General features: G+C 58.3%; 19 protein-coding genes and 1 tRNA gene. 15 read left to right on the forward strand and 5 right to left on the reverse strand.

Annotated features, from left to right (window positions below):
* Positions 1-58 precede the first annotated feature (58 nt).
* Positions 59-1,486 carry a DegQ family serine endoprotease gene (locus tag V6Z53_RS09350; protein ID WP_338585221.1) on the forward strand — a complete coding sequence of 476 codons (1,428 nt, stop codon included), beginning with the start codon at positions 59-61 and terminating at the stop codon, positions 1,484-1,486.
* 63 nt (positions 1,487-1,549) lie between these two features.
* On the opposite strand, the gene V6Z53_RS09355 is transcribed toward V6Z53_RS09350, so the two are convergent.
* Positions 1,550-2,983: a M48 family metalloprotease gene (locus tag V6Z53_RS09355; protein WP_338585222.1), complete on the reverse strand. Its 1,434-nt coding sequence runs from the start codon at positions 2,981-2,983 to the stop codon at positions 1,550-1,552.
* Between the two features lie 98 nt (positions 2,984-3,081).
* Here V6Z53_RS09355 and V6Z53_RS09360 point away from each other — a divergent pair, with 98 nt between their 5' ends.
* Positions 3,082-3,321 carry a sulfurtransferase TusA family protein gene (locus tag V6Z53_RS09360; protein WP_338585223.1) on the forward strand — a complete coding sequence of 80 codons (240 nt, stop codon included), beginning with the start codon at positions 3,082-3,084 and terminating at the stop codon, positions 3,319-3,321.
* Positions 3,322-3,352: 31 nt separating this feature from the next.
* Complete coding sequence (locus tag V6Z53_RS09365) at positions 3,353-4,423, forward strand: AI-2E family transporter (protein WP_338585224.1); 1,071 nt, start codon at positions 3,353-3,355, stop codon at positions 4,421-4,423.
* A 53-nt stretch (positions 4,424-4,476) separates the two neighbouring features.
* Here V6Z53_RS09365 and V6Z53_RS09370 read toward each other — a convergent pair whose 3' ends face one another.
* Positions 4,477-4,950, reverse strand: coding sequence for a peroxiredoxin (locus tag V6Z53_RS09370; RefSeq protein WP_028621874.1), 474 nt, complete (start codon positions 4,948-4,950; stop codon positions 4,477-4,479).
* An 11-nt stretch (positions 4,951-4,961) separates the two neighbouring features.
* The gene (locus tag V6Z53_RS09375) at positions 4,962-5,522 is read right to left on the reverse strand and encodes a glycine cleavage system protein R (protein WP_007979776.1); all 561 of its coding nucleotides are present in this window, start codon (positions 5,520-5,522) and stop codon (positions 4,962-4,964) included.
* 326 nt (positions 5,523-5,848) lie between these two features.
* Between V6Z53_RS09375 and dapA the strand changes: the two genes are divergently transcribed.
* The 8 genes from dapA to V6Z53_RS09415 all read left to right on the forward strand — a co-directional run bounded on the left by dapA (position 5,849) and on the right by V6Z53_RS09415 (position 11,552).
* A complete protein-coding gene (gene dapA / locus V6Z53_RS09380) occupies positions 5,849-6,727 on the forward strand; it encodes a 4-hydroxy-tetrahydrodipicolinate synthase (protein WP_338585225.1) in 879 nt (292 codons plus the stop codon).
* A 17-nt stretch (positions 6,728-6,744) separates the two neighbouring features.
* Positions 6,745-7,860 carry an outer membrane protein assembly factor BamC gene (bamC, locus tag V6Z53_RS09385; RefSeq protein ID WP_338585226.1) on the forward strand — a complete coding sequence of 372 codons (1,116 nt, stop codon included), beginning with the start codon at positions 6,745-6,747 and terminating at the stop codon, positions 7,858-7,860.
* A 4-nt stretch (positions 7,861-7,864) separates the two neighbouring features.
* Positions 7,865-8,623: an MBL fold metallo-hydrolase gene (locus V6Z53_RS09390; RefSeq protein ID WP_338585227.1), complete on the forward strand. Its 759-nt coding sequence runs from the start codon at positions 7,865-7,867 to the stop codon at positions 8,621-8,623.
* A gap of 28 nt (positions 8,624-8,651) precedes the next feature.
* On the forward strand, positions 8,652-9,365 hold the full coding sequence (purC, locus tag V6Z53_RS09395) for a phosphoribosylaminoimidazolesuccinocarboxamide synthase (RefSeq protein WP_338585228.1): 714 nt from the start codon (positions 8,652-8,654) through the stop codon (positions 9,363-9,365).
* A gap of 83 nt (positions 9,366-9,448) precedes the next feature.
* Positions 9,449-9,538 (forward strand) — tRNA-Ser (locus tag V6Z53_RS09400).
* Positions 9,539-9,835: 297 nt separating this feature from the next.
* Entirely contained in the window at positions 9,836-10,027 is a 192-nt protein-coding gene (locus tag V6Z53_RS09405) for a DUF1508 domain-containing protein (RefSeq protein ID WP_338585229.1), read from the forward strand.
* A gap of 175 nt (positions 10,028-10,202) precedes the next feature.
* The gene (locus V6Z53_RS09410) at positions 10,203-11,129 is read left to right on the forward strand and encodes a LysR family transcriptional regulator (RefSeq protein ID WP_338585230.1); all 927 of its coding nucleotides are present in this window, start codon (positions 10,203-10,205) and stop codon (positions 11,127-11,129) included.
* A 57-nt stretch (positions 11,130-11,186) separates the two neighbouring features.
* Complete coding sequence (locus V6Z53_RS09415; protein ID WP_338585231.1) at positions 11,187-11,552, forward strand: 5-carboxymethyl-2-hydroxymuconate Delta-isomerase; 366 nt, start codon at positions 11,187-11,189, stop codon at positions 11,550-11,552.
* Between the two features lie 3 nt (positions 11,553-11,555).
* On the opposite strand, the gene V6Z53_RS09420 is transcribed toward V6Z53_RS09415, so the two are convergent.
* Both V6Z53_RS09420 and V6Z53_RS09425 read right to left on the reverse strand, forming a co-directional pair.
* A complete protein-coding gene (locus tag V6Z53_RS09420; RefSeq protein WP_338585233.1) occupies positions 11,556-12,488 on the reverse strand; it encodes a LysR family transcriptional regulator in 933 nt (310 codons plus the stop codon).
* 97 nt (positions 12,489-12,585) lie between these two features.
* The gene (locus V6Z53_RS09425) at positions 12,586-13,503 is read right to left on the reverse strand and encodes a DMT family transporter (protein ID WP_338585234.1); all 918 of its coding nucleotides are present in this window, start codon (positions 13,501-13,503) and stop codon (positions 12,586-12,588) included.
* Positions 13,504-13,825: 322 nt separating this feature from the next.
* Between V6Z53_RS09425 and V6Z53_RS09430 the strand changes: the two genes are divergently transcribed.
* The 4 genes from V6Z53_RS09430 to V6Z53_RS09445 all read left to right on the forward strand — a co-directional run bounded on the left by V6Z53_RS09430 (position 13,826) and on the right by V6Z53_RS09445 (position 18,074).
* The gene (locus tag V6Z53_RS09430; protein WP_338585235.1) at positions 13,826-15,475 is read left to right on the forward strand and encodes a phosphoethanolamine--lipid A transferase; all 1,650 of its coding nucleotides are present in this window, start codon (positions 13,826-13,828) and stop codon (positions 15,473-15,475) included.
* A 121-nt stretch (positions 15,476-15,596) separates the two neighbouring features.
* Positions 15,597-16,730: a ribonuclease D gene (gene rnd, locus V6Z53_RS09435; RefSeq protein WP_338585236.1), complete on the forward strand. Its 1,134-nt coding sequence runs from the start codon at positions 15,597-15,599 to the stop codon at positions 16,728-16,730.
* Positions 16,727-17,020 (forward strand): YcgL domain-containing protein, encoded by a 294-nt coding sequence (locus V6Z53_RS09440; RefSeq protein ID WP_150704632.1) that lies wholly within the window; start codon positions 16,727-16,729, stop codon positions 17,018-17,020. Before rnd ends, V6Z53_RS09440 begins: the two co-directional genes overlap by 4 nt.
* Positions 17,021-17,141: 121 nt before the next feature.
* Positions 17,142-18,074 carry a D-2-hydroxyacid dehydrogenase gene (locus tag V6Z53_RS09445; protein ID WP_338585237.1) on the forward strand — a complete coding sequence of 311 codons (933 nt, stop codon included), beginning with the start codon at positions 17,142-17,144 and terminating at the stop codon, positions 18,072-18,074.
* Positions 18,075-18,155: the final 81 nt, after the last annotated feature.

Genomic DNA, 18,155 nt, shown 5'->3' on the forward strand with positions numbered 1-18,155 from the left:
CTTTCCCGGTGTTCCTTGATCCATATCGCTTAACCATGCTCGTCGTAACGGGAGCCGTATGTCGATACCACGCTTGAAGTCTTATCTCTCCATTTTTGCCACCGTGCTGGTGCTCGGTCAGGCTGTCACTGCGCAAGCGGTCGAACTGCCTGATTTCACGCAACTGGTCGAGCAGGCCTCGCCCGCGGTGGTGAACATCAGTACCACGCAGAAGCTGCCGGATCGCAAGGTCAACCAGCAGATGCCTGACCTCGAAGGCTTGCCGCCGATGCTGCGCGAGTTCTTCGAACGTGGCATGCCGCCACAATCGCGCTCGCCTCGCGGTGATCGTCAGCGTGAAGCCCAGTCCCTGGGTTCGGGTTTCATCATTTCTCCCGACGGCTACATCCTGACCAACAACCATGTAATCGCTGACGCCGATGAAATTCTCGTGCGTCTCTCAGACCGCAGTGAAATGAAAGCCAAGCTGGTCGGCACCGACCCGCGTTCCGACGTGGCACTGCTGAAAATCGAAGGCAAGGATCTGCCGGTTCTGAAACTCGGCAAATCCCAGGACCTGAAGGCTGGTCAATGGGTCGTGGCAATCGGTTCGCCGTTCGGCTTTGACCATACAGTGACCCAAGGCATCGTCAGTGCCGTCGGTCGCAGCCTGCCGAACGAGAACTATGTGCCGTTCATCCAGACCGACGTGCCGATCAACCCGGGTAACTCGGGTGGCCCGTTGTTCAACCTGAACGGCGAAGTGGTCGGGATCAACTCGCAGATCTACACCCGTTCCGGCGGCTTCATGGGTGTGTCGTTCGCGATTCCTATCGACGTGGCCATGGACGTTTCCAACCAGCTGAAAAGCGGTGGCAAGGTCAGCCGTGGCTGGTTGGGTGTCGTGATTCAGGAAGTGAACAAGGATCTGGCCGAGTCGTTCGGTCTGGACAAGCCGGCCGGTGCACTGGTCGCCCAGATCCAGGACGACGGCCCGGCTGCCAAGGGTGGTCTGCAAGTTGGCGACGTGATCCTCAGCATGAACGGGCAACCGATCGTGATGTCCGCCGATCTGCCACATCTGGTCGGTGCGCTGAAAGCTGGCTCCAAGGCCAATCTGGAAGTGATTCGTGAAGGCAAGCGCAAAAACGTCGAACTGACGGTTGGCGCGATCCCTGATGAAGACAAAGAGCTCGATGCTTTGCCGAAGTCGGGCGCCGAGACCAGCAGCAATCGTCTGGGTGTTTCGGTCGTCGAGTTGACCGCTGAACAAAAGAAAACCTACGACCTCAAAGGCGGCGTGGTGATCAAAGAAGTGCAGGACGGTCCTGCTTCGATGATCGGCTTGCAGCCAGGTGACGTCATTACTCACCTGAACAACCAAGCGATCGAGTCCACCAAGGAATTCACCGACATCGCCAAGGCGCTGCCGAAGAATCGTTCGGTGTCGATGCGTGTGTTGCGTCAAGGTCGTGCCAGCTTCATCACCTTCAAACTGGCTGAATAATCCGATTGTCGTTTGAATAAAAAACCGCCTCGAAAGAGGCGGTTTTTTTATGCCTGAAACAAACTACCCCATCATGTCCTTGATCATGCGCTCTTGCTCCATCAGCTCTCGCTGGCGGGCATCGATGCGTGACGACAGCGGGAAATTGCTGCCAGCCTTGCGCTTGGCGAAATCCAGTTGCTGGATCGCCTGACGATAGTCGCCGACCAGAGCGAAATACTCGGCACGTGCCTGGTGCAGGCCGATGATGTTGCCCGACAGGCCGCGTGTCTCGGCCACCTGATACCACACGTCCGGATCGTCCGGCCGCGATTTGAGCAGGCCCTCCAGTGCTTTTTCCGCATCGGCGGCGCGGTTCTGTTTCAACAACAGGTCGACGCGCACCTGGTTCAGCGGATAGTTGCCCGGGTACTGAGTCAGCATCCGGTCCACACGGGATTGCGCATCTGCCAGACGATTGTTGGTGATGTCCAGATCGATCTGGGCGAGGTTGTAGATGATCTCGTTTGGCGACTTGGCCAGCAGCAGCTTGAGATTCTCCCGTGCTTCGTTGAGTTGGCCGCCCTTGATCTGGGCAATGGCCAGGCCGTAGCGAGCGACATCGCTCTTCGGGTTTTCATCCAGTTGTGCGCGGAAGCGCTTGGCGCCGAGGCCTGGAGTTTCTTCATATATCAACTGCACCCGTGCGCGAATCAGTTGATAGCGCACGGTGTCCTCAATACCACCTTTTGGAGCCTGTTCGGCACGGTTGCGGGTGTCGGCGATCCGCGATTCGGTGACCGGGTGAGTCAGCAGGAATTCCGGTGGCTTGGCGTCGAAGCGATACTGCCGCCCAAGGCGTTCGAACATGGTGGGCATCGAGCGCGGATCGTAGCCGGCCTTTTCCAGATTGAGGATGCCGATGCGGTCGGCTTCCTGTTCGTTTTGGCGCGAGAAACGCCGCTGCTCCTGAATTGCCGCCGCCTGCGTACCCGCAATGGCGGCGATCCCGGCATCACCGGCACCGGCCGCGGCAATCACGATCCCGGCCAGCAATGCAGCCATCATCGGCACTTGCATGCGCTGTTGCGCTTCGACGCCACGGGCAAAGTGCCGTTGCGACAAGTGAGCCAATTCGTGCGCCAGTACCGAGGCATATTCGCCTTCGGTCTGGGCGTTGAGAAACAGGCCGCCGTTGACCCCGACAATCCCGCCAGGTGCCGCAAAGGCGTTGAGCTGAGGGCTGTTGATCAGGATGAACTCAAGACGCCGGTCATTGACCTGGCTGGTCTCTACCAAACGGTAAACGCTGGACTCGACATAGTCCTTGAGCTGCGGATCGTTGAGTTGCGAGACCTGGCTGCGCAACAGCGCGAGCCAGGCGCGACCCAACTGGTATTCCTGCTGTGGCGAGACAATGGCAGAACTGGCGTCGCCGAGTGACGGCAGGTCGTCGGCGAAGCCCGGTGAGGCGAGCAGGCAAGCGAGCGTCAGCAGGGTAGGGCGCAAAAAAGTCATGCACAAAGCCTTAGTCGACAAAGACCTTACTGTAGCCGGACACCAGCCTTGCGACCAGATATTCTAGGCAACTCGACTACGTGACCCGGAGTAATGCAATGATCGATGCTGTAGCCCATGACGTTGAGCTGGACGCCAGCGGCCTGAATTGTCCGTTGCCGTTGCTCAAGGCCAAGATGGAGCTCAATCGAATGGCCAGCGGTGCGGTGCTCAAGGTGATCGCCACCGATGCGGGTTCGCAGCGTGACTTTCGCACCTTTGCCCGATTGGCCGGTCATACGCTGCTTCGTGAAGAAGATGAGGCGGGCGTGTACCGCTACTGGTTGAAAAAGGCCTGAAACCTGCGGCATTTGTTCTTAAGGATTATTGATGTTCAAAGTGTTACGCGACTGGATTCAGCGCTACTTCTCCGATGAAGAAGCCGTGGTTCTGGCAGTCCTGCTGTTTCTTGCGTTCACCGCCGTGCTCACGCTGGGCGGCATGCTGGCGCCGGTGCTGGCCGGGATGGTGCTGGCGTACCTGATGCAGGGCCTGGTGCTGACCCTCGAGCGTTTGCGGGTGCCGGGCGGGGTGGCGGTGGGTTTGGTCTTCGCGCTGTTCATGGGGGTGTTGCTGGTGTTCATCGTGGTCGTGGTGCCGTTGCTTTGGCATCAGTTGATCACCTTGTTCAACGAGTTGCCCGGCATGCTCGCCAAGTGGCAGTCGCTGTTGTTGCTGTTGCCGGAACGCTATCCACATCTGGTATCTGACGAACAGGTGCTGCAAGCCATCGAAGTTGCACGGGGCGAAATCGGCAAGTTCGGGCAATGGGCACTGACGTTCTCGCTGTCGAGTCTGCCGCTGTTGGTCAACATCATGATCTATCTGGTGCTGGTGCCGATCCTGGTGTTCTTCTTCCTCAAGGACCGGGCCATGATCGGCCAGTGGGTGCGCGGCTACCTGCCCCGTGAGCGAGCGCTGATCACCCGTGTCGCCCATGAAATGAACCGGCAGATTGCCAACTACATTCGCGGCAAGGTCATCGAGATTTTCATTTGCGGCGGCGTGACCTACATCGCGTTCGTCGTCCTGGAGCTGAACTACGCGGCGCTGCTGGCGTTGCTGGTGGGGATTTCGGTGGTGGTGCCCTACGTCGGCGCCGTGGTGGTGACGGTGCCGGTGTTTCTGATTGCGCTGTTCCAGTGGGGCTGGAGCGACCAGTTCATTTATTTGATGGCGGTTTACGGGATCATCCAGACACTGGATGGCAACGTGCTGGTGCCGTTGCTGTTCTCGGAGGCGGTCAATCTGCACCCAGTGGCGATCATCTGTGCGGTGCTGCTGTTTGGCGGTTTGTGGGGATTCTGGGGCGTGTTCTTTGCGATTCCCCTGGCGACGCTGTTCAAGGCTGTGCTTGATGCGTGGCCACGCAAAGAACCAGTGGTGGCGCCGCTGCTTTAAAAGTGTGTTGATAAAAAAAATCGCAGCTCAGGGCTGCGATTTTTTTTGGATGATCAGGCCTTGTTCAGCGCCTGAGCCGCGGCCAGTACCGCATCGACATGCCCCGGCACCTTCACGCCACGCCATTCCTGACGTAATACGCCATCCTTGTCGATCAGGAACGTGCTGCGATCCACGCCCATGTATTCCTTGCCGTAAAGTTTCTTCAGCTTGATCACGTCGAACAGCTGGCAAAGCGCCTCTTCCTTGTCGCTGATCAGTTCGAAAGTGAACGCTTGCTTGGCCTTGAAGTTTTCATGGGATTTCAGGCTATCGCGGGAAACGCCGAACACTTCGGTGTTGGCCGCTTTAAAGGCGTCCAATTGGTCGCGAAAGCCCTGACCCTGGGTCGTGCAACCCGGCGTGCTGTCCTTCGGATAGAAGTAGATCACCACTTGCTTGCCTTTGAGGCTCGCGAGGCTGACGGTCTGCCCGCTGGTGGCGGGTGCTTCGAAGTCGGCAACCGGTTGGTCGATAGCAACGGCCATGAAAAGCTTCCTTACATTGGGTTCTGTGGGCGCCACGGCTCGATCAGGGCGTCCAGGTTCAGCGCATCGGCGAAATCCAGGAACTGATCGCGCAACCAGCTGATTTGCACGCCGGCCGGCAAGGTCACGGTAAACGTGGCGTTGAGCATGGTGCCGCCGGTTTGCGGAGCCTGATAGGTGTCGCAGGTCAGGTTTTCCAGCTCGACGTTGTGGTCCATGAAGAACTGGCACAGCTCGTTGATGATGTCCGAGCGGTAAGCCGAGCTCACATAGGCGACATAAGGTAAAGCCTGGGGACGGTTCTCCAACGCCGCGCTGCGCACCACGTTGACGGTGAACGCGTGCCGTTTGGCCAGCACTGGCAGGCTGCCTTCCAGGCGCGCCAGGGCATCCCAGCTGCCGGAGATTTCGAGGACCAGCGCACTGCACTCGCCATGACGGGTCAGGCGGGAAGTAACCACGGCGCAGCGATTTTCATGGCTGGCGCGGCACAGGACGTTAGTCAGCTCCATGGGGTTGGCGCCGAGGGCACTGATGACAAGGAATTGTTCGCGAACTGTGGGGGTGGACATGCAGCATTCCTAAAGCGATGAGCGGTCGGTACTTCTATCGGCTTGTTTTACCGGGCCAGCCTGCGGATGCGAATTCAGAAAGCCTCAGGCGCAGGTTGCAACGTGCTCCAGTATGGCAGGAACGAGAGGTGGCAACGCTGGAATGGGGCTTGTGATGCCGAAAATGGAGGCAGAAACCCGGCGTACGAGCTTGTCAGTACCGATCAAAGTCTGAAGGGTAGCGAAAAGCAGCGCCAAGGGGAATGGCGGCAGCGCAGTACTTCGCTTGTACAAGCATCTTGGCGCCAGTACCATTACGGCTCTCTTTTTCCGGCAGGAGCGGTTGCATGATTGCGGGCAGTATGGTGGCACTGGTCACACCCATGGATGCACAGGGTCGTCTCGACTGGGACAGCCTGAGCAAACTGGTGGACTTTCACCTGCAAAACGGCACCCACGCCATCGTGGCGGTCGGCACTACAGGTGAGTCGGCCACCCTTGATGTGAACGAACACATCGAAGTGATCCGCGCCGTGGTCAAGCAGGTCAACGGTCGTATTCCGGTGATCGCCGGTACCGGCGCCAACTCGACTCGTGAAGCCGTCGAGCTGACCCGTAACGCCAAAGAGGCCGGCGCCGACGCCTGCCTGCTGGTGGTGCCGTATTACAACAAGCCGACCCAGGAAGGCCTGTACCAGCACTTCAAGCACATCGCCGAATCCGTCGACATCCCTCAGATCCTCTATAACGTTCCTGGCCGCACCTCCTGCGACATGCAGGCCGAGACCGTGATCCGCCTGTCCACCGTGCCGAACATCATCGGTATCAAGGAAGCCACTGGCGACCTGGTGCGTGCCAAGGCGATCATTGATGGCGTAAGCAAGGACTTCATCGTTCTTTCCGGCGATGATCCGACGGCGGTCGAGCTCATCCTGCTCGGCGGCAAGGGCAACATTTCCGTCACCGCCAACGTCGCTCCGCGCGAAATGGCCGATCTGTGCGAGGCCGCTCTCAAGGGTGACGCCGCGACCGCTCGTGCCATCAACGAAAAACTGATGCCGCTGCACAAAGACCTGTTCATCGAAGCCAACCCGATTCCGGTGAAGTGGGCTTTGGTTGAAATGGGCCTGATGCACGAAGGCATCCGCCTGCCGCTGACCTGGCTGAGCGCACCTTGTCATGAAACGCTTCGCACGGCCCTGTGCCAGTGCAGCGTCCTGGTTTAATTGAGGAAGTACAACGCATGAAGCGAATGGCCGGACTTTCCGCACTTGCCTTGATTATCTCCAGCACCAGTGGCTGCGGATGGATCTGGGGCCCGGAAGGTTATTTCCGTGACCGTGGTAGCGATTACCTGGAAGCGCAACAGACTGCACCGATGCAACTGCCTTCGGACGTCACCACCGCCAAGCGTCTGGATCCGCTGTTGCCGATCCCACGCAACGTGGCGGATGACACCGCCAAGGGTGAATACGTCGTTCCTCGTCCGCAGCCGTTGTCGGCCGCTGCCGATGCCAGCGCCTACTCCCTGCAGAAGAGCGGTGATACCCGCTCGATCCTGGCGCAGAACCCTCCGGCCGAAGTCTGGCCTGTGGCCGTGCAGTTCTACCAGGACAACGGTTTCCGCCTGGACGAACAGCGCCCGCAAACCGGCGAATTCACTACTACCTGGCAGCGTTCCGACGAACTGTCGGCAGCGATGGCCAAACGCCTCAGCGCGGCCGGCGTCGCAACCGACAGCGAAACCCGCGTGCGGGTACGCATCGAGCCGGGCGTGCAGCGCAACACCAGTGAAGTCTACGTGGTCAGCGCCGAGCGTCCTGCCGGCAGCACTGCCGATGTGGCCTTCACCAACCGTTCGGTCAACACCGGTCTCGACGCGGCGCTGGTCGACGACATGCTCGCGAGCATGAGCCGGATCTCCGAGAAGGGTGGTTCGGTCTCCATGCTGGCGTCTCGTGATTTCGATACCCCAAGTCGTGTCAGCTTGAGCGAAGACGGCAGCGGCAACCCTGTGCTGAACGTCGGTTCGGACCTGGATCGTGCCTGGTCGAGCGTCGGTCGTGCGCTGGAGCAGGGCGAATGGCGTGTTGAGGACATCAACCGCAGCCTGGGCCTGTACTACATCAACCTGGCTGAAAAAGCCGAGAAGAAAGACGACAAGCCAGGCTTCTTCAGCAGCCTGTTCGGCAGCGCGCCGAACAAGGAAGAAGTTGAAGCTCGCGCCGAACGCTATCAGGTTCGCCTGAGCAAGGTGGGCGAAAGCGTCCAGGTCACCGTCGAGAAGAACATCAACACCGTGGCGCCTGCTGACGTGGCGCGCAAAGTGTTGAGCGTGATTCAGGACAATCTGGGCTGATCACATGCGTTTTGCCGTTCTCGGCAGCGGTAGCCAAGGGAACGGCACGCTGATAGCCAGCGCTGATACGTATGTGCTGGTGGATTGTGGTTTCTCCCTGCGGGAAACCGAAAAACGCCTGCTGCGCCTGGGTGTGAACCCTGCGCAGTTGAGCGCGATACTCGTGACCCACGAACATGCCGACCACGTGCGTGGCGTGGGTTTGCTGTCTCGGCGCTACAATCTGCCTGTCTACCTCAGTCGCGGGACGTTGCGCGGGATGCGTAAACCCATCGAACCCGCAGGCTTCCTGGCGGGCGGTGAGCAGCTGCAGATCGGCGACTTGAGCATCAGTGTCATTGCCGTGGCCCATGATGCGCAGGAGCCGACGCAATACGTGTTCAGTGACGGTGAGCGGCGCTTCGGCCTGTTGACCGACCTGGGCTCGTACTGCAACAAGGTGCTGGAAGGCTATCGGGATCTCGATGCGTTGATGATCGAGGCCAATCATTGCCGTGACAGGCTGGCTCGCGGTCACTACCCGTACTTTCTCAAGCAGCGGGTGGGCGGCGAACTGGGACATTTGAACAACCACCAGGCGGCATTCCTGGTGTCCGAGTTGGGCTGGAAAGACCTGCAGCACCTGGTCCTGGCTCATCTGAGCAGCAAGAACAACCTGCCGCAGCTGGCCCGGCAATGTTTTGTCGACACCCTCGGGTGCGACCCGGACTGGCTGCAACTGGCCGATCAAGATTCAGGGCTCGACTGGCGACACATCGCCTAGCCCATCTACTTAGCAAGCGGAGCCCATCATGGAAAAACGTGAAGAACTCTACCGCGGCAAAGCCAAATCGGTTTACAAGACCGACGACGCTGACCGCTTGATCCTGCTGTTTCGCAACGACACCTCGGCGTTCGACGGCAAGCGCATCGAGCAGCTCGACCGCAAAGGCATGGTGAACAACAAGTTCAACGCCTTCATCATGCAGAAACTCGAAGCGGCCGGCGTACCGACCCAATTCGACAAACTGCTGGGCGACAACGAGTGCCTGGTGAAGAAGCTGGACATGATCCCGGTCGAGTGCGTCGTGCGTAACTACGCCGCCGGCAGCCTGGTCAAGCGTCTGGGTGTTGAAGAGGGCTTGAAGCTCAACCCTTACACCTTCGAACTGTTCCTGAAGGACGACGCCAAGGGCGATCCGTTCATCAACGAATCCCACGTCGTGGCGTTCGGTTGGGGCACCGCCGAGCAACTGGTTCGCATGAAAGAACTGTCGCTCAAGGTCAACGAAGTCCTGAGCAAACTGTTCGACGACGCCGGCCTGCTGCTGGTCGACTTCAAACTGGAATTCGGCGTATTCAGCGACGGCTCCATCGTCCTGGGCGACGAGTTCAGCCCTGACGGCTGCCGCCTGTGGGACAAGGACACCAAGAAGAAGATGGACAAAGACCGCTTCCGCCAAGGCCTCGGTGACGTCATCGAAGCCTACGAAGAAGTCGCCAAGCGTCTGGGCGTACCGCTTTAACCGACGCAAGCATCTGATAGCACAGAAATATTTTGCTCAGGGGGTTCGCTTCCGGCAAAAGTGTTGTTATGATGCGCGCCGTTGGAGAGATGCCAGAGTGGCCGAATGGGACGGATTCGAAATCCGTTGTACCTTCACCGGTACCTAGGGTTCGAATCCCTATCTCTCCGCCATTACATAGAAAAAGCCCCGTAGCTGAAAAGTTACGGGGCTTTTTTGTTTGTCCGGGTTTTCTGGTGTCGGACCCAAGAGTATTCCCGCGTAAGAAAAATATGCCTTTTCACGGGAAAACTTACCTATCCAAGTCACTTGATTTACCGGTCCCCGAATTCATTGGTCCTCCGGTAATTCAGGGCTTTCCCTGCGAAATATCCCCTGACATTCAAACCCTTCGCCTCGATCAATCCTCCTCTACTCTGGTTTTCGCAGGTCACTGATCTGCCGTAACCAGCAATCGCAAGGAGCGATCAATGTATTTTGAGATTTACAGGCAAACCCGTGGCTCTGTCATGACTGGAAAAGGCCAGTGGCGGTGGCGTTTGCGGGCGGGGAATCATGAAACGATTGCCAGTGGCGAGGCTTACGTCAACAGGTCGGATTGTGTGCATGCGATCAGTTTGATCAAGGGGACTTGCGATCAGACGCCGGTCAATGAGATCTAGGCTTCAAACGGAGCTGCTCAATCAGAGCAGCTTCGCTTCGGGGTGAGTGCAGGACCAGTCTTGTGAGCGCATTTGCATTAAATGCAAAAATGCCTGAAACATTTGTTTACTCACATAGACGCCGATTGCGGCAGCTCCCTAAACTGTCGGCAGTTAATGGGCGCGGGGTCAATGGATGAATCGCAACGAACTACGCAAGGCCGACATCAACCTGATGGTGGTGTTTGAAACGTTGATGCTTGAGCGCAACGTCACCAAAGTGGCGAAGAAGCTGTTTCTCGGTCAGCCGACCATCAGCTCGGCGCTCAATCGCTTGCGTACGATGTTCAATGATCCGTTGTTCATTCGAGTCGGTCATCGCATGGAACCGACGGCACGGGCCGAAGAGATTTTTCGGCACCTGTCGCCGGCGCTGGATTCGTTATCGGTGGCGTTGAGCCTGACTCATGATTTCGACCCGAGCAGCAGCACCATGACCTTTCGAATCGGCATGTCGGACGATGTCGAATTCGGTCTGTTGCCGCCGCTGCTACGGGCGTTGCGCCAGGAAGCGCCGAAGGTGGTGTTCGTGGTGCAGAACGTCGATTACTGGCGGATTCCTGACTTGCTGGCGTCCGGCGACATAACGGTCGGTGTCAGCCAGACGCGCGGTTTGCCGGCCAACGCCAAGCGCAAGTTGCTGCGGCACATCCATCCTTGTGTGTTGCGCGCCGATGCCTCCGATACGCCGTTGACCGTTGACGAATATTGCTCGCGCCCGCATGTGCTGGTGTCTCATATTGCCAACGTCAGTGGTTTCGCCGATGAGTGGCTTGCGCAGATCGGTCGGGCGCGTCAGGTGGTGCTCTCGGTGCCGCAGTACAGTTCATTGCCGGCGTTGTTGGCTGGGACTGATCTGATTGCCAGCTTGCCGGATTACACCGCCGAGGCGATGGCGGCATCGGGTCAGCTGTTCAAGGAACCATTTCCGTTCAAGACCCCGACCCTTGAGCTGTCGATGGTCTGGCTAAGCCACGTCGACAGCGATCCTGCCGAACGTTGGTTGCGTTCACGGCTTGAAGCGTTCATGGGGGAGCGCAATCTGTTGTCGCTGCCCCAGTGAACGGGCCAGCACTGTGTTATATCTACGAACTTTCCGCCGATTTAAAGGAGTGAAACCATGCCTCACCTGCACTTGGAATACACCGCAAACCTGCCGGAATTGAACGCCGATGTGGCGTTGATGCGGTTGAACAATACGCTGGTGGCTTCCGGTCAGTTCGGTGCCGAATTCGACATCAAGAGTCGCGCGGTGAAGGTCGAGACGTTCAAGGTTGGCACTGCATTGGCGGAGCGGGCCTTCGTCCATGTGAAGCTGGCGTTGTTGAGCGGTCGTTCGCCGCAGATCAAGCAGCAGTTGTCCGAAAGCCTGCTAGCGGTGGTGAAAGATCTGTGTGAATGGCCGACGGGCGTTGAAGTCCAGTTGTGCGTGGAGATCCTCGACATCGATCGCGAGTCTTACGCCAAGACCGCGATCAGCGCCTGAATTTCAGATTTCCGGCTCGGCGCAGGCCTTGAGTACTTGTTCGCGCAACCAGGTATTGGCGCTGTCCTGATCGACGCTTTGGCTCCATTGCATGTCGAGGGTAAATCCCGGCAGGCCATTGGGTGCTTCGCGGTGATCGAAGACGGCCTCATTGGCCAGCAATCGCTGGATACGCCGGGGCAGGGTGAGGGCGAAGTCGGTGCCGGTGATCAATTTGAGTGCCGCACTGTAGCTGTTGGCTCGGGCAACGATCTGCCGATGTCGGGCTTGTTGCGCCAACCAGCCGTCGACCATGTTGGTGGTGGATGTCCAGGGCGTCGGAAACACATGCCGGCGCTCGGTAAAAGTTTGCAGGCTCAAGCGTGGCTCGCGCGGGGTGGCGCGTTTGTCGAAGACGCAGACCAGATCATCCTCCAGTAGCGTCCGCGAATTGAAGTCGCCATGGCTGCGATGAAAGTTCGGGCCGAAACCGATCACCAGATCGAGGCTGCCATCACGTAGTGCTTCAGCCGGGATGTCAGTTTCGAGCTTGTGCACATTGACCATCACCGGCAGTCCAGCGAAAGCGAAGTTCTTCAACAGGCGCGGCAAGACCAGTTGCTCGAAGTATTCCGGTGCGCAAATGTTGAAGGTCGCCGGTTGCGCGGTCGGGTCGAACGCGGGGGCTCCGGCGTGGCACAGGTTGATGCTTTCGAGGATCTTCAGCACGTGGGGATACATGCTGCCGGCCTTGTACGTGGGGCGCATGCCGGTGCGAGTGTTGATGAACAGTTCATCCTCGAAGCTGCTGCGCAGTTTTTTCAGGCAATAGCTTACGGTGGACTGGCTGACGCACAGCGTCTCGGAAACTCCGGTGACGCTGTTTTGCTCAAACACGGCGACGAACACCATGAGGTCCTGCATATCCAGCTTTCTTAGCACGTTACTGTTCAGCATCCATTCCGTCTCGCGGTGCTCGTTGCGCTAACCGTGCGCAATCTTGTGCGAATGATCCTAGCGGAATGCAGGAGGGAGGAGAACGTTCCATCGGAATTCAGCTCTGAACCGTCGCGGGCAGTGTGCGTCGGCTGGACATCAGCAACGCCAGCATGCCGGCGACGACCAGGAGTGCGCCTAGCACTTCCAGTGGCGGTGGTGATTGACGCCACCAAAGCCAGTGAAACAACGTGATAAACAGCGTGCTCAGGTAGATGTAGGAAATGACCGAGGACGGGGCAATCACGCCAATCGCCCGATGCAGCAGCCAGAATGTCGCCAGTGTGGAAAACAGCGCCAGGTACATCAGCCAATAGAAATCACTCACCGTCAGCAGTGCCGCCGAGCGCCAGCCACCACTGAAACCGCAGAACGCCAACAGAAACAGTGCGCCGAACAGCATGTTCCAGAACGTCATGCCCACGGGGCCACGGCCCTTGAAGCTTTTGGCCTTGAGTCGTTGACTGAGGGGTGAGTAGAGCGCCATCGCCAGGCAACCCATCCCGAACACGGACAACGCATACAGCGATGGCAGTTCGCCGGGGGTGGCGCCTTTCATCACCAGCAGCACAGCACCGGTTGCAGCCATCAGCATCGGTACTAGCCGCTGTTTCAGTTGGCTGTCGGGAATCAACACGGCTTCAAATCCCAGGGTGAGCAATGGCACCAGAGTGAACATCGTCCCGGTGTTGACCGCCGAGGTGTAGCGCAGCGCCTCGAAGAGTGAACCGAAATACACCGCCAGCAGCAAACCAAGTACTCCGTGGCCGAGCAGTCCGCGGGCGGTCATGGCGCTGTCGCCTTTGATCAGCAGCAACGGTAAAAACACCAGAGCGCATAACAGCAGGCGCAAACCGGTCAGCAGGATCGGATCGATGGCTTGGCTGACCTGAGCCGCAGCGGAAAACGAGACAGCAATCAACAAGGACCAAAGCAACATGCCCGCGTGGGCGACGGTGAATCCGCTGAGTTTCATGATGGGTTTCCGGTTCAGTGAGTGTGCCGATTAGGCGCGCTGGGGCTGGAGGCAGCAAATCAGAAAGTCCGCAGAGGTATTTGAAAATTCAATACGACCCGCCAATGCCCCCTTTGGCAGGCTTGACTGGCAACTTGGCCTGAACCCGAGCTGAACCATTCTCAAATAAGTTGAAAGTTTCGAACGAATCGTCGAGGCCAACTAATCGTTGGCTTCTTTTTCACAAAAAATTGATGGTCGGCTGCCTAGAGTTAGTGCTGTCGCGGTAAATGAAATTTTCACATTTATCGACGGTACTTCTTTTCAGGAACAGCCGATCATCATGTTGAAGATTAAAGCCGTGCGCCCGGAGTGGGTGACACTCATTGTCAGCGCCTTTTTATTGACCGCTTTCAATTTTGTATTGTGGCGGCATCTGTTCGATATCACCGCGGCCGACGGTAAAGGCATCGTCATGCGTGTGGCTTTCGGAGCGATGATTCTCGCGGCGTTCAACATTGTGCTGACCCTGCTGGCGTTCCGGCCTGTCATGAAGCCGCTCCTGACTGTGTTGTTCATGTTCAGTGCCGGCGTGGCGTACTTCATGAGCCAATATGGCGTCTTGATCGATGCAGGTATGTTTCGCAACTTTGCGGAAACCAATGCCACCGAAGTTCGCGATTTACTGTCGATCAAGTTGCTTGTTTATATTGGGTTGCTCGGTGTTTTACCCTCGTGGTTGTTGTGGAAAACCCCGATTAACTATCGTCGCTGGCATCGTGAGCTATTAAGTAAGGTGCTGGTCAGTGTTGCATCGGCGGCGGTGATTGGTGGTGTGGCGCTGATTAACTACCAAGGCCTTTCTTCGTTGTTCCGCAATCACCATGAGTTGCGGCTTATGGTGGTGCCGAGCAACTACATCGGCGCCTCGTTCGGTTACTTGCGTGAACAGGTTGCGTCTGCGCAGCAACCTTTCACTCAGCTCGGTGAAGATGCCCAGCGAAACCCCGTCTGGCAAAACCACGGTCGCAAGTCCCTGACCGTTCTGGTGGTGGGTGAAAGTGCCCGGGCCGAGAATTTCGGCATCCTCGGCTATGACCGCGACACCACGCCAAAACTCGATAAAGAGTCGGGCCTCATCGCCTTTACTGATGTGCATTCCTGCGGGACGGAGACCGCGGTGTCGGTGCCTTGCATGTTTTCCAACATGGGGCGCAAGGATTACAACGCCAGCAAGGCAAAGAATGAAGAAGGCCTGCTGGACGTGCTCAAGCGTGCAGGACTCGACGTAATCTGGCGTGACAACCAGTCGGGCTGCAAAGGCACTTGTGATCGGGTCACGCTGGATGATGTCAGCAATCTGAAAGACCCGGTGTTGTGTGCCAACAGTGAATGTCGCGACGAAATCCTGTTGCAAGGGCTGCAGCACTTTATCGACAACCTGGATAAAGACACGGTGTTGGTGTTGCATCAGATGGGCAGTCACGGCCCTGAGTATTTCAAACGCTACCCGAAAGAGTACGAACGCTTTACCCCAGTGTGTGAAAGTAATGCGCTAAACAATTGCAGCCGGGAAAGTATCGTCAACGGCTACGACAACACGCTGGTGTATACCGATCACGTGCTCTCGACCCTGATCGATTTGCTGCGCAGCAATCAGGATAAAGTCGATACCGCCATGCTTTACCTGTCGGATCACGGCGAGTCCCTGGGAGAGTACAACCTGTTCTTGCATGGCACGCCTTACATGCTGGCGCCGGAGCAACAGAAGCATGTGGCGATGCTGGCCTGGTTCTCGGACAGCTATCAGAAGTCGTTCTCGGTGGACACCCATTGCCTGCAAATGAGCCGTGAAAAGCCTCTGAGCCAGGACAACCTGTTCCATTCGATGCTGGGGCTGCTGGAGGTCAGCAGCAAGGTCTACAACCAGGACCTGGATATGTTTGCCGGATGCCGTGGGGCGGTCATCGATGGTGTGTTGGCCGACAAATGACCGTATCGGGTGGGCTATTCTCTGGAATGTCAGGTGTTTTCGCTAAAGCTCTTGTTCAGTGGATGCGCGGAAATCGCCGGGGGCGATATATACTGCGCGCCATTCTTCAAGGGAGAGCCGTGTGGCCATCGATATTCACTGGATTCGCGACAACGATAGCCTCGGCCGGTTTTGCGCCGAGTGGCAGCAGTTGCCCTACGTTGCCCTCGACACCGAATTCATGCGGGTCGACACCTTCTATCCGATCGCCGGCCTGTTGCAGGTGGGCGATGGCGTACGCGCTTACCTGATTGATCCGCTGACCATCGACAACTGGCAGCCCCTGGCCGCGTTGCTGGAAAACCCGGCTGTGGTCAAAGTCGTCCATGCCTGCAGCGAAGACCTCGAAGTCCTGCTGCGTCTGACCGGCAGCCTGCCGGTGCCGCTGTTCGACACGCAACTGGCCGCCGCTTACCTGAACCTGGGTTTCTCGATGGGTTATTCGCGGCTGGTGCAGGAAGTGCTCGGCATCGAACTGCCCAAGGGCGAAACCCGCTCTGACTGGCTGCAACGTCCGCTTTCGGAAACCCAGATCAGTTACGCCGCCGAAGATGCCGTGCACCTGGCGGAAGTTTTCGTACAGCTGCGTCCGAAGCTTTCCGACGACAAATACGCCTGGGTGCTGGAAGACGGTGCGGAACTGGTAGCCAACCTGCGCCGCGAGACCGACCCGTACGAGGTCTATCGCGACGCCAAGCTCGCCTGGAAACTGTCCCGCGCCCAACTTGCCGTATTGCGTGAACTCTGCGCCTGGCGCGAGAAAGAAGCCCGTGCCCGCGACCTGCCGCGCAACCGTATTGTCCGCGAGCATTCGCTGTGGCCACTGGCGCGCACTCAGCCGGACAACCTCGGCGCATTGGCGAAAATCGAAGACATGCACCCGCGTACCGTGCGTCAGGACGGTGAGTTTCTGCTTGATCTGATCAAGCGCTCTGGCAGTGTGTCGCCAGATCAATGGCCGCCAGCCGTGCCGGAGCCATTGCCGGTGGACGCCGCCGTGCTGCTCAAACAGCTGAAAGCCATCGGCCAGGCCGAGGCCGAGCGCCTGAACATTGCGCCTGAGCTGATGCTGCGCAAGAAAACCCTGGAAGCGCTGCTCAAGAGCGGCTTCCCCAATGGTCCCTACCAATTGCCTGATTCGCTGCGTGGCTGGCGCCGCGAATTGATGGGCCAGGCGCTGCTCGACAGCCTGGCCACCGCCGGAGAACAGCCTTGAAACGTATTTGCTCCATCTACCGCAGTTCGAAGAGAAACGAGATGTACCTCTATGTGCTCAAGAGCGATGCTCTGGAGCGCGTACCGGAACCGCTGATGGCCGCTTTCGGCAAAGCCATCCACGCCTTCGACCTGGTACTGAGCCCCGAGCGCAAACTGTCGCGCGAGGACATCGCCGTCGTGCTGGAAAATCTCGAGACGCAGGGCTATCACCTGCAAATGCCTCCGGCCGAAGACGAGTACATCGAGCACTTGCCGGAAGAGTTGCTGCGCCGCAACGACCCGATGTAATCGGCAGACAGGTCCTGTTCAGGGCCTCTGTGAAACACTGGAATGATTTTGGCGATGGCCGTGGCGACGCAGGGATACTGCGTCGTCGGCCGTTTGCAGCGTTTTTTTTTAAGGTTGAAGCATGCGCGTTCTGATTGCTGAACACGACCACCCTGTGTACGCCCAATTGCTGCGCGAGGCAGCGCCGGAACTGGAAGTGCTGACCAGCGGCGACTCCGCTGAACTGGCCCGTCAGGCCGCTGAGTGCCCGGTCTGGCTCGGTCAACCTGACCTGTTGGCGACGCTGTTGCGTCAGGGGCACCAACCGCAGTGGCTGCAATCGACCTGGGCGGGAATCACGCCACTGCTGGCCGACGGCTTGCCGCGCCACTATCGTCTGACCCGCGCCGTGGGGATTTTCGGTCAGGTCATGGCCGAATACGTGCTCACTTATATGCTCGGTCATGAGCGCGAAGTACTGGCGCGGCTGGTCAGCCAGGTCGAGCGCAAGTGGGACGGTCGCCACGGCCAAAGCCTGTCGGGGCGCAAGGTGTTGATCGTCGGCACCGGCGACATCGGCCAGACCGTGGCGCAGTTCCTGGTGCCGTTCGGAGTGGAGCTGTACGGAATCGCCAGCAGCGCCCGTGAGCTTGCGCCGTTTGTCGAAGTCGGTTCACTGGAGGACTTGCCGCGTCTGGTGGGTCAAGTGGATTACGTGGTCAATCTGCTGCCAAATACGCCGAACACCCACGATATCTACGATGCGGCGCTGTTCAAGCAATTCAAGCCGACGGGGTTGTTCATCAACGTCGGACGCGGTGTAGCGGTGGTCGATGCGGATCTGGTGGATGCCTTGAAAGAAGGGCATCTGGCGGGGGCGGTGATTGACGTCTGCCGGCAGGAGCCGTTGCCGCAGCGTCATCCGTTCTGGACTGCCTGGGGCCTGTTGCTGACTGGCCACAGCTCGGCACCGACTTCGCCATCCCTGATGGTGAAACTGTTTGTCGAGAATCTGCGGGCGTTTGAGGCGGGTGAGGCGTTGCGAGGGGAAGTGGATTTCGATCGCGGTTATTGAATTGACGCTTAACCTGTAGGAGCCGAGCTTGCTCGCGATAGCGGTCTCGGCATCAACGAAAATGTTGAATGTGATGGCCTC

Origin of the sequence: Pseudomonas sp. MAG733B, assembly GCF_036884845.1 — a bacterium.
Taxonomy (GTDB): domain Bacteria; phylum Pseudomonadota; class Gammaproteobacteria; order Pseudomonadales; family Pseudomonadaceae; genus Aquipseudomonas.

Excerpts from the sequence above, each read along its gene's own strand:
- V6Z53_RS09350 (WP_338585221.1), top strand. The coding sequence starts at position 59 with ATGTCGATACCACGCTTGAAGTCTTATCTCTCCATTTTTGCCACCGTG.
- V6Z53_RS09355 (WP_338585222.1), bottom strand. The coding sequence starts at position 2,983 with ATGACTTTTTTGCGCCCTACCCTGCTGACGCTCGCTTGCCTGCTCGCC.
- V6Z53_RS09360 (WP_338585223.1), top strand. The coding sequence starts at position 3,082 with ATGATCGATGCTGTAGCCCATGACGTTGAGCTGGACGCCAGCGGCCTG.
- V6Z53_RS09365 (WP_338585224.1), top strand. The coding sequence starts at position 3,353 with ATGTTCAAAGTGTTACGCGACTGGATTCAGCGCTACTTCTCCGATGAA.
- V6Z53_RS09370 (WP_028621874.1), bottom strand. The coding sequence starts at position 4,950 with ATGGCCGTTGCTATCGACCAACCGGTTGCCGACTTCGAAGCACCCGCC.
- V6Z53_RS09375 (WP_007979776.1), bottom strand. The coding sequence starts at position 5,522 with ATGTCCACCCCCACAGTTCGCGAACAATTCCTTGTCATCAGTGCCCTC.
- dapA (WP_338585225.1), top strand. The coding sequence starts at position 5,849 with ATGATTGCGGGCAGTATGGTGGCACTGGTCACACCCATGGATGCACAG.
- bamC (WP_338585226.1), top strand. The coding sequence starts at position 6,745 with ATGAAGCGAATGGCCGGACTTTCCGCACTTGCCTTGATTATCTCCAGC.
- V6Z53_RS09390 (WP_338585227.1), top strand. The coding sequence starts at position 7,865 with ATGCGTTTTGCCGTTCTCGGCAGCGGTAGCCAAGGGAACGGCACGCTG.
- purC (WP_338585228.1), top strand. The coding sequence starts at position 8,652 with ATGGAAAAACGTGAAGAACTCTACCGCGGCAAAGCCAAATCGGTTTAC.
- V6Z53_RS09405 (WP_338585229.1), top strand. The coding sequence starts at position 9,836 with ATGTATTTTGAGATTTACAGGCAAACCCGTGGCTCTGTCATGACTGGA.
- V6Z53_RS09410 (WP_338585230.1), top strand. The coding sequence starts at position 10,203 with ATGAATCGCAACGAACTACGCAAGGCCGACATCAACCTGATGGTGGTG.
- V6Z53_RS09415 (WP_338585231.1), top strand. The coding sequence starts at position 11,187 with ATGCCTCACCTGCACTTGGAATACACCGCAAACCTGCCGGAATTGAAC.
- V6Z53_RS09420 (WP_338585233.1), bottom strand. The coding sequence starts at position 12,488 with ATGCTGAACAGTAACGTGCTAAGAAAGCTGGATATGCAGGACCTCATG.
- V6Z53_RS09425 (WP_338585234.1), bottom strand. The coding sequence starts at position 13,503 with ATGAAACTCAGCGGATTCACCGTCGCCCACGCGGGCATGTTGCTTTGG.
- V6Z53_RS09430 (WP_338585235.1), top strand. The coding sequence starts at position 13,826 with ATGTTGAAGATTAAAGCCGTGCGCCCGGAGTGGGTGACACTCATTGTC.
- V6Z53_RS09445 (WP_338585237.1), top strand. The coding sequence starts at position 17,142 with ATGCGCGTTCTGATTGCTGAACACGACCACCCTGTGTACGCCCAATTG.